The sequence below is a fragment of the Enterobacter sp. E12 genome, from assembly GCF_014596715.2.
Lineage (GTDB): Bacteria > Pseudomonadota > Gammaproteobacteria > Enterobacterales > Enterobacteriaceae > Enterobacter > Enterobacter bugandensis.
On record NZ_CP115601.1, the window covers coordinates 59,012 to 73,111 of the forward strand.

The following is a 14,100-nucleotide window of genomic DNA, read 5'->3' on the forward strand; positions in this document are numbered from 1 at the left end:
CATGAAATATATCGTTACATTCAGTGTAGCGATTCCAGTCGAAAGTATGATTTTCTCTTTTCTGCGCATGAGAATCGCCCACCGATAAGGTTACTGGATCCCCCCGCCCAGCGACTGCCACAGCGTGATGCGGTTCTCCAGGTCGGTTTGCTGCAGCGCAATCAGCGATTCCTGCGCCGACCACAGCGACCGCTGTGCGGTCAGTACCGTCAGATAATCCCCCGCGCCCGCCTTATAGCTGCGCGTTGCCACATCCAGCGTTTTTTGCTCGGCCGCCACGTATTCTCGCTGGGCATCAAGCTGCTCGCTGAGCGTTTCACGGCGCGCCAGCGCGTCGGCCACGTCTTTAAACGCGCTCTGGATGGCTTTTTCGTAGGTCGCAATTAACCCTTTTTTCTCGGCTTCTGCATAACGCAGCTGCGCCAGATTGTTGCCACCGCTGAACAGCGGCAGGGTGATGGACGGCGCGAATGACCAGACCTTCATCCCGTGGCTGAACAGGGAGGAGAGCGAGTCGCTGCCGACGCCCGCGCTGGCGGTCAGTGAAATGGTCGGGAAGAAGTTGGCGCGCGCCGCGCCGATATTGGCGTTGGCGCTCAGCAGGTTATGCTCGGCTTCCTGAATGTCCGGGCGACGCAGCAGCGCGCTGGAGCTGACGCCCGCCGGGATCAGCGTGATGGCGTTATCGCTCAGGCTCTCCAGCGTGCCCGGAAGCAGGTTGTCCGGCACCGTGTCGCCCGCAAGCAGATTGAGGGCGTTTTTGTCCTGCATTACCTGCGTCTGGTAGCTCGCCACGCTGGCGCGCGCCTGCTGGTAAACCGCCATCGCTTCACTGACGTCCGTAGCCGCCGCGACGCCCACTTCCTGCTGGCGCTTCACAATCTTCAGCGAGTTTGCCGCGCTCTCCATTGTGGATTTCGCCAGCGCCAGGTTGCTGTTATCCGCCGCCAGCGTCACCCAGGCCGTGGTCAGCTCGCTAACCATCGTCAGGCGCGTGTTCTGCGCGGTGAACTCGCTGGCAAGCCAGGTTTCACGCGCTGCGCGGGAGAGGCTCTGGTTGCGGCCAAACAGATCCAGCTCGAAGCTGGAGACCGCGCCGTTGGCTTCGTCGCTTGTCGCAACACCGCTTGCCAGCGTGCGGCTGCGGGTGTGGCTCAGCTCGGCGTCCGCCGTCGGAAACAGGGACGAGCGCGTTTCACCGTACTGTGCGCGGGCGGCGTCGATATCCGCGATCGCTTTTTGCACGTCGCGGTTGCTGTTCAGCGCCATCGTCACCACGCTTTTCAGCCTCGCGTCGTTCATCACCTGCTGCCACTGGCTCACCACGGCGGTGGCTTCGCCGTGCGCGCCGGGCAGGGTCGCCGGGACGGGAGCGTCCGGGCGTTGATAGGTAGGGTCTAACGACACACACCCTGCGCTCAGCAGGGCTAACGCTAAAACAGTGACACGAAACATTATGACCTCCGGTTCGCGTGTTTACCGGAGAACAGACGTTTCACCAGTACAAAGAATAAAGGGACGAAGAAGATCGCCAGCAGCGTCGCGGCCAGCGTTCCGCCGATAATGCCAGTACCAATTGCCACGCGGCTGTTGGCACCGGCACCGGTTGCAACGGCCAGCGGCGTCACCCCTGCGATAAACGCCAGCGACGTCATGATGATGGGACGCAGACGCGTCTGGGCGGCACGCAGGGCGGCGCGCGTCAGGGAGTAACCTTCTGCAACTTTGGCTTCGGCAAACTCGACAATCAGGATGGCGTTCTTCGACGACAGGCCGATAGTGGTGAGCAGCGCCACCTGGAAGTAGACGTCATTGCTCAGGCCGCGCAGGGAGGCGGCAAGCGCCGCACCCAGCACCCCAAGCGGGATCACCAGGATGACCGAAATCGGCACCGACCAGCTTTCATACAGCGCCGCCAGACAAAGGAACACAACCAGGATCGAGAGGGCATAAAGGCTCATTGCCTGACCGCTCGCCAGTTTTTCCTGTAAGGACAAACCGCTCCACGCCCAGGTGCTGCCGGACGGCAGGCTGTTTGCCAGCTGCTCCATTTTGCTCATCGCCGTGCCGGAGCTCGCGCCGCTGGCGTTTTCGCCCTGTATCTCATACGCCGCCGAGCCGTTGTAGCGCACCAGGCTTTCCGGGCCATACTCCCAGCGCGTGGTGGCGAAGGCGGAGAACGGGGTCATGGTGCTGTCGCTGCCGCGCACATACCATTTGTTGAGATCGGACGGCACGGCGCGATAGTCGCTGTCGCCCTGGATGTAGACCTTTTTCACGCGGCCGCGATCGATAAAGTCGTTCACGTAGGTCCCGCCCCAGGCGCTGGAGAGGGTGTCGGTGACGTCGCTCAGGGACAGCCCCAGCGACACGGCCTTGTTGTTGTCGATATCCACCTGAAGCTGCGGCATCTGCGGCAGATCGTTGGCGCGCACGGCGTGCAGCGAGCTGTCCTGGTTGGCTTCGCCAATCAGCTGGTTACGCAGTTTCAGCAGCGCATCGCGGTCGGTGCCGCCGCTGGCCATCAGCTCAAAGGTAAAGCCGTTGCTCTGGCCTAAACCATCCACCGCCGGGGGCGTCATGGCGAAAATGGTGGCATCCCGAATGGTGCTCAGCTCCTGCGTGGCGCGCAGGGCAATGGCCTGAGCGGTGTTTTCCTCGCCTTTACGCTCTGACCAGTTTTTCAGGGAGACGAACGCCATCCCGGCGTTCTGACCGCTGCCGCTGAAGCTAAAGCCTTCAATGGTAAAGATCACGTTGGTATTGGCTTTCTCTTTGGTGAGGAACCACTCGCGCACCTGGCGGCTGACTTCGGCGGTACGTACCGTCGTCGCGCCGGCTGGCAGGGTGTACTGCACCATGATTTCGCCCTGGTCTTCCGTCGGCAGGAAGCTGCCCGGCAGCTTAAGCATGGCGAAGCCCATCGCGCCGCAGAGCAGGGCGTAGATCGCCAGCATGCCGCCGGAACGGCGCAGAGCGCGCAGCACCTTGTTCTGATAGCCGTGCTCGGTCCTGCTGTAGAAGCGGTTGAACGCGCCGAAGAAGCCCTTTTTGTGCGGCGCAGTGTGGCTCAGAATCGAGCCGCAGAGCGCGGGCGTCAGGGTCAACGCCACCACCACGGAGAGGAACATCGCCGAAATGATGGTGACCGAGAACTGACGGTAAATGACCCCGGTAGAGCCGCCGAAGAAGGCCATCGGCAGGAATACCGCAGAGAGCACCAGCGCAATGGCGATCAGCGCGCCGGAGATTTCGCCCATCGATTTCTCGGTGGCTTCCCGGGCGGGCAGCCCCTCGTCGCGCATAATACGCTCGACGTTTTCCACCACCACGATGGCGTCATCCACCAAAAGCCCAATCGCCAGCACCATCGCAAACAGCGTCAGGGTATTGATGGAGTAGCCGAACAGCGCCAGCACGCCGAAGGTACCCAGCAGAACGACAGGTACCGCCAACGCGGGGATCAGCGTCGCGCGGATGTTTTGCAGGAACAGGTACATCACCACCACCACGAGGACAATGGCTTCGAACAGGGTCTGAATCACGTCCTCAACGGAGATCTTGATGAACTCGGTGCTGTCCTTCGGGTAGGCCACGTCGTAGCCTTCCGGCATCGACTTTTTGAACTCGGCAATCTTGTCTTTCACCGCCGTCGCAGTGTTGAGCGCGTTCGCACCCGGTGAGAGCATGACTGCCATACCCGCCGCCGGGTGGCCGTTGAGCTTCGCAGTGGCGGTATAATCTTCGCTGCCCATCTCCACGCGGGCGACATCGCTGATGCGCACCACCGCGCCGTTGGACTGGCTCTTCACAATGATGTTTTTAAACTGATCCACCGTCTGCAGGCGCGACTGGGCGCGGACGGTGGCGGTCAGCTGCTGGGCGTTCGACGAGGGCAGCGCGCCGATTTTACCGGCGGAGACCTGCACGTTCTGCGCTTCAATCGCGCTCTGCACGTCGGACGGCATCAGCGAGTAGGACGCCAGCTTCGCCGGATCGAGCCAGATGCGCATCGCGTATTCCGCCCCGAACACCTGCAGGCTCCCGACGCCTTCCACGCGCGCCAGCGGATCCTGCATATTACTCACCAGCCAGTCGGCAATATCCGAGCTGCTGGCGGTGTCGGTTTTATCGTACACGCCCATGATCAGCAGGAAGTTGCTCTGGGATTTTTCGACGGTGATCCCGGACTGCTGCACCTCGGTGGGCAGGCGCGATTCCGCCTGCTGGACTTTGTTCTGCACCTGCACCTGAGCGGTGTCCGGGTCAGTGCCCTGCTCGAAGGTGACGGTAATGCTCACCGATCCGTCCGAGCTGCTGGTGGAGGTGAAGTAGAGCAGGTTATCCAGCCCGGTCAGCTGCTGCTCGATCACCTGCGTCACGCTGTTTTCCAGCGTTTGCGCGGAGGCACCGGTATAGGTGGCGGAGATTTTGATCGACGGCGGCGCAACGTCCGGGTACTGCGCGACCGGCAGCGTGCGGATGGCCAGCATCCCGGCGAGCATGATAAGAATAGCGATAACCCAGGCAAAGACCGGGCGACGCACGAAGAAACGGGAAAACATCAGGCGTTTCCTCCGTTGGCTTTCATCTCTTCGGCCTTCACTTCCTGCCCGGCGGTGACTTTGTCAGTACCTTCCACAATCAGCCTGTCGCCCGCCTTCAGCCCGCTCAGCACCAGCCATTTGTCGCCGTAGGTGTCCCCCGTTTCCAGCTGACGCTGCTCGACCTTGTTGCTGGCATTGACCACCAGAGCGGTAGCGGTGCCTTTGGCGTCACGGGTGATGCCCTGCTGCGGCGCGAGGATCGCGTCGCTCATGACGCCTTCATCCACCCTGGCGCGGACAAACATGCCCGGCAGGAGCTGATGCTGCGGGTTCGGGAAGACGGCGCGCAGCGTGACCGAGCCGGTTGATTCATCCACCGCCACTTCGGTTAACGCCAGGCGGCCTTTCTCGCTGTAGGTGCTGCCGTCTTCGAGGATTAACGACACGCTTAGCGTATCGCTATTGGTGGCAAGGGTTTGCTTGCGTAAACGCAGCAGATCGGCGCTGGAACGGGTTAAGTCGACGTACATGCTGTCCAGCCCGCGAATGGTGGCGAGCGCGGTATCCTGCTGGGCGGTGACCAGCGCGCCGGGGGTGACGGAGGAGATGCCGATGCGTCCGGCAATCGGCGCGGTGACGGTGGTCCAGTTGAGGTTAATGCGCGCGCTCTCCTGCGCGGCCTTCTTTGATTCAACGCTGGCCTTGTCCTGCCCGCAGGTGGACTTCGCGTCTTCTGCGTCCTGACGCGACACGCCGTCGTCTTTCACCAGCTGCGCATAGCGCTGGGCTTTCTGGCAGTCGGCCTGCACCAGCGCCTGGGCCTGTTTCAGCGCCGCGGCGGCTTCATCAAACGCCGCGCGGTAGCTGGAAGGGTCAATTTGATACAGCGCCTGTCCGGCCTTCACGGTATCGCCTTCGGTAAACAACCTCTTCTGAATAATGCCGCCCACCTGCGGGCGCACTTCGGCGCTCATGGCGGCGGTGGTGCGGCCCGTGAGCTCGCTGACGACGGAGACCGGCTGGCTCATGAGGGTGACAATCCCCACATCCGGAAGAGGATGCTGGGGAGCAGATGTTTGCGCATTATCGCACCCGGTCAGGAGGAGTAATGCCGCGATGGAGGTTGTTATGGTTTTCATAATCTTTTTCCAGGGTGAACGATGCCTGCCCTGTTAAAGGATCAACAGGGAGGGGGGCTATTTAAAGGCACAGCGATACCGCATCTCCGGCGTGGCCGGAAATGTTAAATTGGGAAATTACTTATTCCCGCTAATTATTCACATGCGATTACTTCGCAGAGAAAAGCATATTTAAAATATTCTGATAGATAGGCTCTAATTGTTCTGACGGTACTTTTAAAGGCGCGAGTCGACGGTAAATCGTGCCTTCGATCATCACCGCGGTAATTTCCACGCAGCAGCGAATATGTTCATCGCTCAGATGGGGAAATTGTTTTTTCAGGTGCGCACAGGCGTTGGTAAACATCCGGGCATCGGCTGCGATCATCATGGCCGCCACCTGCGGGTTACGGGTCGCCTCGGCAGACATTTCGAGCATCAACGCATCGTCGTCTTCGTTGAGCGTCTGACGCCAGGCGAGCGCCTGCGGCATCCCTTCCACCACCGTTTTGTCCTGCATCCCTTCGATGCGTGAGTCGATAATGCGGCGGATCATCTCTTCAATAATCGCGTCTTTGTTACTGAAATAACGGTAAATTTGCCCGACACTAAGCTTCGCCTCACTGGCAATTTGCGACATGCTGGCGGCGTGAAATCCGCTGGCGCGAAAGCAGCGACGCGCGGCGGTGATGATTTCGTCCTGACGTTGTTTTTGTCGTTCTTCCAGCTTTGTGCTCATCGTCGTCTACCGTGTAAAAGTGAGAATGATCGTTCTCAGTATACGTTTTGGGTGCGTATTGGAAAGGCTTTTTTTATTTAGTTATTGAATGAATGTTTCTGTATTAAAAAAATGGAGGAAATTAGGAGTTTTTATGAAGGTTAAGCTGTGAGATATTCAAATTGCGCGGAAAATAAGGAGAGAAATATGCACCTGAGCATTACTTATAATGTAACACCCGCAGAAAAAGAAGAGCTATTTGTGGGGTTAAGAGCCTATAACGGACAGTTTATCGATCTGACAAACTTTAGCGGCGACATTGGCGTTTATGTACGAGACGATAAAGGCGTCATGCTCGGCGGGCTCATTGGAGTGCGTAAAGGCGACTGGCTGAATATCGACTTTCTCTGGGTCAGCGACACCGTGCGGGGTACCGGCGTGGGCAGCCAGCTTATCAAAACGGCGGAAGAGGAAGCCAGACGCAAAGGCTGCAAGCATGCGCTGGTGGATACCGTCAGCTTCCAGGCGCGCCCGTTCTATGAAAAACAGGGGTACCAGCTGCAGATGTCTTTGCAGGATTATCCGTACCCGGGCATGCAGCGACATTACCTGGCGAAAGCCCTTTAAGCTCTGAATCCGTAGGCCGGGTAAGCGCAGCGTCACCCGGCCATACCCGCATATAACTTATCCTTCTTATTGATTCTTTTTCGTTTTTTATTTCACCGTCTCGTTGTCGATATAGTCACTACAACATTCAGCAAAAGGAACTTTCTCGTGAAACGTCGATTGGGTGCTCTGGTTCTCGCTGGCCTGCTGCTGGCAGGGTGCGATCAAAGTGGCAGCGATGCCAAACACATAAAAGTGGGCGTCATCAACGGCGCTGAACAGGACGTGGCGGAAGTCGCCAAAAAGGTGGCAAAAGAAAAATATGGCCTGGACGTGGAGCTGGTCGGATTCAGCGGCTCGCTGTTGCCTAACGATGCCACTAACCAGGGAGAGCTGGATGCCAACGTTTTCCAGCATCGCCCGTTCCTTGCAGAAGATAACAAGGCGCATGGCTACAAGCTGGTGGCCGTGGCGAACACCTTTGTTTTCCCGATGGCTGGCTATTCCCGCAAAATCAAATCCGTCTCTGACCTGAAGGACGGGGCGACTATCGCCATTCCAAACGATCCGACCAACCTTGGCCGCGCGCTGCTGCTGCTGCAAAAAGAGAAGCTCATCACCCTGAAGCCGGACACCGGGCTGCTGCCGACGGCGCTGGATATTACCGCCAACCCTAAGCAGCTGAAAATCATGGAACTGGAAGGGGCACAGCTGCCGCGCGTGCTGGATGACCCGAAAGTGGATGTCGCCATCATCAGCACTACCTATATTCAGCAAACAGGGCTATCGCCGGTGCATGACAGCGTCTTTATTGAAGATAAAAACTCGCCGTACGTGAACATCGTGGTGACGCGCGAAGACAACAAAGACGCGGAGAACGTGAAGGCGTTTATCCAGTCGTATCAGTCACCGGAAGTGGCGAAAGCGGCAGAGACGATCTTTAACGGCGGGGCGGTGCCAGGCTGGTAAAGGTGCCGGCAGAAAACGCGGTGATGAAAATGGCCCGATTCCATCGGTAATCGCCCTTTAACCCACAGCGCCAATTGTGACGGCTGGCTATCCTCCTTATCACACCAACCGGAGGATAGCCCATGAACATTACCCAAATTCGCAATGCCACCCTGCTGATTACCTACGCCGGAAAACGTCTTTTAATCGACCCGATGCTGGCCCCGAAAGGCGCTTATCCGGGCTTTCCCGGTACGGCGCATGCCGAACGCCGTAACCCGACGGTCGAACTCCCCGTCGACGTCAATACGCTGCTGGACGCTGACGCGGTGATCGTCACCCATACCCATGACGATCACTGGGATCGCACCGCGGCAGAGCTGATCGCCAAAGACAAACCGATCTACGTGCAAAACGATCGTGACGCCGCGCTGCTGCGCAGCCAGGGATTTACCAACCTGACGATCATGACCGACGAGACCACCTTCGGGAAGGTTCGGATTGCGAAAACGTACGGCGGCCAGCACGGGACCGACCGCGCTTACGCCGTGCCAGAACTGGCGGAGCGGCTGGGCGAGGCCTGTGGCGTGGTGCTGCGTCATCCTGATGAGAAGACGCTCTATCTTGCCGGGGATACCATCTGGCGCGAAGAGGTGGCAGCCGATCTGCAAAAACACCAGCCAGATGTTGTGGTACTGAACGCCGGTTATGCCCACGTCATCGGCTTTGGGCCCATTATTATGGGGCAGGAGGACGTGCTCAACGTTCATTTCCTGCTGCCGCAGGCTAAAATCGTCGCGAGCCACATGGAGGCGATTAACCACTGCCTGTTGACCCGCAGCGCGCTGCGTGAGTACGTCGAAGCCAACCAGGTGAGCGATGTGGTGAGCATTCCCCAGGATGGCGAAACCGTTATATTCTGAGTGCGTTAACGGGAAAGGAGAGACAGATGTCGCTAATCAACGTCGCGATTGTCGCGGTAGACGGGTTCAGCCCGTTCCACTACTCCGTTCCCTGCATTCTGTTTGGTGATTCGGTCTCCGGCGAAAAGCGCTTTAACGTGACGATCTGCGCCGAAACGCCGGGGTTTCTTACCTCAAAAGACGGGTTTGCCCTCAACGCCACGCAGGATTACACCGCCATCGGGCAGGCCGACATTGTTGTCGTTCCCTACTGGCAGCACGTCCTTGAACGGCCGCCTCAGGCGCTGCTCGACAGCCTGGTGTTGGCGAGAGACAACGGCGCGGAAATTGTCGGCCTGTGTCTGGGGTCGTTTGTGCTGGCCTGGGCGGGGATCCTCGACGGTAAACGGGCCGCCACCCACTGGGAGTTTGAACATCACTTCCAGTCGCTCTTTCCGAACGTCCAGCTGGATATCAATGCCCTCTACGTGGATGACGGCAATATCATCACCTCTGCCGGTACCGCGGCTGCGCTGGACTGCTGCCTGTACATCATTCGCCAGCGTTTTGGCAGCGTCGTCGCCAACCAGATTGCCCGTCGGATGATTGTACCGCCCCATCGCGAGGGCGGGCAGGCGCAGTTCATCGCCCAGCCGGTTCCGAAAGATACCCGTGACGCACGTATTAACTGCCTCATCGACTACCTGCAGCAGCACATCACCGAACCGCATAGCCTGGACTCGCTGGCGGAGGTGGTTTCGATGAGCCGCCGCACGCTGACCCGCCATTTTATTAAAGCCACGGGGATGAGCGTCGCCGACTGGCTTACCGCCGAACGCCTGCGGCGCAGCCAGATTTTGCTTGAAGCCGGAAATATGCCCGTTGAGAGCGTGGCGGAGCTGGTGGGATTTAATTCCGCCGTCACCTGGCGACAGCAGTTTAAGGCGCGCTTTGGGGTGAGCCCAGCGGAGTGGCGAAAGACGTTCCGTGTTCATCCGTCTTTATAATTCTGTCGCGATTGAATAAAAAGGCGTGGGGGACATTTTCGGGGTGACGGCTACGAACGCCCCTAACGAGCGCGCTTTAAACACCGTAATCTATTATTTTCTACTTTAGCGCCAGTGTCTTTTTAGCGTGGTCCTGTTTTTTTGCTGAAAATGCTGATGTATCAGACGGGTTACAAGACGCATCTCTTCCGGTTAAGATATTGCACGTTACTTTCCAGAAGAAAAGGTAGTGGCATGAACAATATTGAAACGCAGTTACTTGAATCAGGTTTCACCGTAAAAGAGTTAGCGTATCTGAACCGAAACATCAGTCGTTATGGTTCATCCTTGCTCGAGGTCGTGCTTGAGTTAGGTAAGCGATTTATCATGGTTCTGTGTATTACTGCGGCTGTGGCTCTGATTTTCCTGGCGCTTATTTTTTTCGCTGAACATTACAATCTTGTTTCCGGGGGCATCTCTCTTTTCATCGTGTTGGCGATTGTCTGGTTTTTTCAACCCCCGGTCATTACCTACAAAGCCTGGCGCTACAGAAAGAAATACATTAGTTCTGGCCAGACGCATTAGAAATTAAATCAAACGAGACTTTTGCAGAGACACCCCAGCCGACAATTTTCATAGTGAGCGCTGCGCGATTCATACCGTCGACCTTGCGGTAGAAATCCAGCGGGAGATACCGAAACAGACGCCATGATTCGGGTTTTCGGATGGCGCCAAATACCGTATAGACGCTTGCTGCCAGGCTTACGCTGTTGAAGACTCCCAGTGCTGATTCACGTTTAAATCCCATAAACTGAGCGATATCCATGACGCCATCTGCCAGCATACCTTCAGAATTTGGTTGATGTTGAAGCGTTCTGTTAATTTCTTTTGAAATAGCATTTGCACCATCCATAACCAGAATCGCTCCTGCAAGCGCACCCACTGGATTCATTGTCATCATTGCACCAACGCCTGCAACAATCTGTAACCCGGAAAGTACAACCTTTATCGACGAGATAAAGTAACCGATGACTTTGTTATTTTCTTTAACCAGTTCAATCTGAGCAAAAAGCTGAGCTGTACGTGAGCGAAGCATTCTGCTTTGATCAAGAAGACTTTCGTTCTCAGCCCGGATGTTTTTCAGGCATTCCATGCACTCATCATGACTTCTGGCCGCCCGGGTAGCGCTAAACTGTTGCATTACAAATTGCCGAATATCATCCATAAATTTAATTCGTGCGAGTCCGTCGCTGAGATGTTGCCCTCCGACAATATTCGCAGTATTGATAAGCTTTCGGGCTTCAAGGTTAATCATTGTTTCAGCCCATGCACGGGTGTTCTGACCAGGGAAAAGTGCAATATCCATTTTAATTTTATCATCTGATAACCAATGTTTACAGATTATCCAGCCAGCAGAAACTGACAACAATAAATTGGATAATGTATCGCGAGCCCTGAATTCGCTGAAGCATATACCTGCGGAAATCATCATCGTCGTTGATGGCGACCATGAGAGGGATGACTGGAGAAAAGTAATTAAGGAAACAAACACTTACCTTAGCCTCTCCACCCTCGTCTCCCCCTCCGCCATCGATAGCTGATACAGCGAAAACGATCTGTGCTTCTCAATCAGCTTCGCCAGCTCCGGCGAGTGGCTGGTGAGCCAGATCTGCGAGTAGCGGCTGGCCTCGGCGATTAAGCTCGCCAGGGCGGGCAGCATCTGTGGGTGCAGGCTGTTTTCCGGTTCGTTCAATGCGATAAATGCTGGCGGGCGCGGGCTTAACAGCGCCACCGCCAGGCACAGAAAGCGCAGGGTGCCGTCGGAGAACTCCGCCGGTTCCAGCGGCCTGCTCAGCCCCTCGCGCTGCATCATCATGCGAAAACGCCCACCGCTGTTGTCGCTGTAAAACACGCAGCCGGGGAAGGCCTGATCGAGAATGCGCATCAGCAGCAGCTCGTCGCCAATCTCCACGATAGTCTGAAACGCCGCCGCCAGGTTGGCGCCGTCGCTGGCCAGCACCGGGGAGCGAAAACCGACCTGCGGAGCGCGCATCGCCGAGCCGATTGATACAGAAAACTCATGATAAAAGCGCCAGTTACGCAGGGACTCGCGCATCTGCGACACTTCCGGGTAAAGGTGCGGTTCGCCAAGCTGCCCGAATACCGATTCGTTCTCGTACAGCGTGCCGCTGTGGGTCACTTTTTCATGATGCACGTTGTTCAGAAATACGGCCTGATTCCTGCGCTTCATCAGCTGTGACGACGGTCGACGGTGCTGGCCGCTCAGCCAGATGGACTCCTCCTTGATCACCGGGTCGAGCTGAAACTGTGAGGGATACGGCAGCTTCTCCACAAACCCGACCTGCAGTTCGTATTCGTAGGTCTCTGTTTCCACGGCCAGATTCATCCGCCGCAGTTGGTCGCTGCGGGTTTTGCCTGCCCAGAACACCTTCAGAATGCCGCCCTCGTTCGCCAGCGCCTGGGAAAACTGCCCTTGCGCGGCGCTGTGCATCAGGTGTATCGCCTTGTAAATATTGGATTTCCCGGTACCGTTCGGCCCGAAGACGATATTGAGCTGCTCCAGCTCCAGCGACATCTCGCGGATGGAGCGGTAGTTTTGAATGTGCAGGGTGTTGATCACAGGCAGGCCCCTTTTGCAGAATAAGCCTGTATATAATCACAGCCTTTAAGATGAAATGCAAAAAAGAGACGACAGTGAGGATGTCGTCTAAACGGGGTACTGCTTTGGGCCTCTATGGGTCAATGGGGCCTTCGCATTTTTTTCATCACTTGACTGCCAGACGCAGACCCAAATCATCAGGATAGGGATCAAAGTAGTTTTGCGTCATCAGATACCGGTCGGGGTATTCGGCCAGGTAGTGCTTCAGCAGTGTGATCGGCGCGAGGATAGGCAACTGTCCGTTGCGATAATGCAGGATCACATCGCGCAGCTCGCCGCGCTGGCGGGTGTTGAGCTGGTTACGAAAATAGCCCTGAATATGCATCAGCACGTTGGTGTGATTCTTCCGCGAGGCGGGTTTTTTCAGGATGGTCATCAGCTTTTCCCGGTACGCCACGAAGAAGGCGTCCAGATCTTCCCACTCGTGCAGCGAGGCAACGAACGGGCCAATCTCACGGTAGCCCGCCTGATGGTGGGCCAGCAGCTGAAGCTTATAGCGGCTGTGGAAGTCCAGCAGCGCGCGGCGCGTCAGGCCATTTTTACGCAGCGTGTTAAGTTCGTGCAGCGCAAAAACGCGCTCGACGAAGTTTTCCCGCAGCACCGGGTCGTGCAGGCGTCCGTCCTCTTCAACGGGCAGCCACGGCAAGGTTTCAAGGAGGGCGGCGGTGAACAGCCCGACCCCCTCCTTGCGGCCCCGGTTGCCGTTTTCATCGTACAGCCGCACGCGTTCCATTCCGCAGCTTGGGGATTTTGCACAGACAACAAAGCCTGCGAGGTCGCCGATTTTCGGCAAATAATCTGCCGCAAAGTCGGCCATTTTCTGCGTAACGTCTTCGTGAGGCGCGTGGCTGAAGCGCATCTGCGTTTCTCCGTCTGTCGTGACGATCAGACGCAGCGCCGGGCGAGGCGTCGGCAGGCCGATGGCCATCTCCGGGCAGACGGGCCTGAAATTCACCCACTGGGCCAGCTCATCCATGATGAAGCCCATGCGCTTATGTCCGCCGTCAAAGCGAACGGCGGATCCGGTCAAACATCCGCTAATACCGAGCACAGGTTTCGTTGTCATGGTGTAGTCCTCCCGTTCATATAACTAAAACTTACACAACATGACTAATTTGTCCAAGTATTCGCGGAACTATTTTTTATAATCCTTTAAAATCAATGCCTCTTAACTGCCCTTGTAGGTTGAGTAGCCGTACTGGCTAAGCAGAAGCGGGATGTGCAGCTTCTCGTTGGTGCGGGTCACGGTAAACAGCACCGGGATCTCCGGGAAGAAGGTGTCCAGCTTTTTGCCGTGGAAGTACTCTGCGGTTTTGAAGGTCACTTTATAGACGCCAGGCTGCATGTCCTGATCCTGCGGATAGAGCGATTTGATACGGCCATCCTGGTCGGTTTTGCCGCTGGCAACCTGAGTCCATTTGTCCTGCTGCTGCTTCTCCAGCGTAACGGTAACGTCTGATGGCGGCATTCCGGTTTGCTGGTCAAGAATGTGGACGCTTAGCGTGCCGGCAGGGGCGCTAAAGGCGGCAGGGGCAAAGGCCATCGAGGCCAGGATCAGCAGAGGGGCAGTTTTTTTCATGGTGTTTTCCTGTTGA

At 57.0% G+C, this 14,100-nt stretch carries 13 protein-coding genes; 5 read left to right on the forward strand and 8 right to left on the reverse strand.

Annotated features, from left to right (window positions below; all coding sequences use genetic code 11):
• Positions 1 to 90 precede the first annotated feature (90 nt).
• The 4 genes from IB212_RS00315 to IB212_RS00330 form a co-directional block, all read right to left on the reverse strand.
• Positions 91 to 1,455: an efflux transporter outer membrane subunit gene (locus IB212_RS00315; RefSeq protein WP_188245834.1), complete on the reverse strand. Its 1,365-nt coding sequence runs from the start codon at positions 1,453 to 1,455 to the stop codon at positions 91 to 93.
• Entirely contained in the window at positions 1,455 to 4,565 is a 3,111-nt protein-coding gene (locus tag IB212_RS00320; RefSeq protein WP_041911694.1) for an efflux RND transporter permease subunit, read from the reverse strand. The genes IB212_RS00315 and IB212_RS00320 overlap by 1 nt, the downstream gene beginning before the upstream one ends.
• The gene (locus IB212_RS00325) at positions 4,565 to 5,686 is read right to left on the reverse strand and encodes an efflux RND transporter periplasmic adaptor subunit (protein ID WP_041911693.1); all 1,122 of its coding nucleotides are present in this window, start codon (positions 5,684 to 5,686) and stop codon (positions 4,565 to 4,567) included. The genes IB212_RS00320 and IB212_RS00325 overlap by 1 nt, the downstream gene beginning before the upstream one ends.
• 148 nt (positions 5,687 to 5,834) lie before the next feature.
• On the reverse strand, positions 5,835 to 6,404 hold the full coding sequence (locus tag IB212_RS00330; protein ID WP_041911692.1) for a TetR/AcrR family transcriptional regulator: 570 nt from the start codon (positions 6,402 to 6,404) through the stop codon (positions 5,835 to 5,837).
• A 186-nt stretch (positions 6,405 to 6,590) separates the two neighbouring features.
• On the opposite strand from IB212_RS00330, the gene IB212_RS00335 reads away from it, so the two are divergent.
• From IB212_RS00335 to IB212_RS00355, 5 genes are all read left to right on the forward strand, one after another.
• Positions 6,591 to 7,010, forward strand: coding sequence for a GNAT family N-acetyltransferase (locus IB212_RS00335; protein ID WP_041911691.1), 420 nt, complete (start codon positions 6,591 to 6,593; stop codon positions 7,008 to 7,010).
• A 147-nt stretch (positions 7,011 to 7,157) separates the two neighbouring features.
• The gene (gene nlpA, locus IB212_RS00340) at positions 7,158 to 7,958 is read left to right on the forward strand and encodes a lipoprotein NlpA (RefSeq protein ID WP_028014989.1); all 801 of its coding nucleotides are present in this window, start codon (positions 7,158 to 7,160) and stop codon (positions 7,956 to 7,958) included.
• Between the two features lie 122 nt (positions 7,959 to 8,080).
• Entirely contained in the window at positions 8,081 to 8,860 is a 780-nt protein-coding gene (locus IB212_RS00345) for an MBL fold metallo-hydrolase (RefSeq protein ID WP_188245833.1), read from the forward strand.
• A 26-nt stretch (positions 8,861 to 8,886) separates the two neighbouring features.
• Positions 8,887 to 9,846, forward strand: a complete 960-nt coding sequence (locus tag IB212_RS00350; RefSeq protein ID WP_041911689.1) for a GlxA family transcriptional regulator — start codon at positions 8,887 to 8,889, stop codon at positions 9,844 to 9,846.
• Between the two features lie 234 nt (positions 9,847 to 10,080).
• On the forward strand, positions 10,081 to 10,410 hold the full coding sequence (locus IB212_RS00355; protein WP_041911688.1) for a hypothetical protein: 330 nt from the start codon (positions 10,081 to 10,083) through the stop codon (positions 10,408 to 10,410).
• Here the strand turns inward: IB212_RS00355 and IB212_RS00360 are convergent.
• The 4 genes from IB212_RS00360 to uraH form a co-directional block, all read right to left on the reverse strand.
• Positions 10,388 to 11,377, reverse strand: coding sequence for a DUF4225 domain-containing protein (locus IB212_RS00360; protein WP_317616877.1), 990 nt, complete (start codon positions 11,375 to 11,377; stop codon positions 10,388 to 10,390). The genes IB212_RS00355 and IB212_RS00360 overlap by 23 nt on opposite strands.
• Positions 11,378 to 12,466 (reverse strand): AAA family ATPase, encoded by a 1,089-nt coding sequence (locus tag IB212_RS00365; protein ID WP_041911686.1) that lies wholly within the window; start codon positions 12,464 to 12,466, stop codon positions 11,378 to 11,380.
• A 145-nt stretch (positions 12,467 to 12,611) separates the two neighbouring features.
• Positions 12,612 to 13,571 (reverse strand): DUF523 and DUF1722 domain-containing protein, encoded by a 960-nt coding sequence (locus IB212_RS00370; protein ID WP_041911685.1) that lies wholly within the window; start codon positions 13,569 to 13,571, stop codon positions 12,612 to 12,614.
• Between the two features lie 102 nt (positions 13,572 to 13,673).
• On the reverse strand, positions 13,674 to 14,084 hold the full coding sequence (uraH, locus tag IB212_RS00375; protein WP_028014995.1) for a hydroxyisourate hydrolase: 411 nt from the start codon (positions 14,082 to 14,084) through the stop codon (positions 13,674 to 13,676).
• Positions 14,085 to 14,100: the final 16 nt, after the last annotated feature.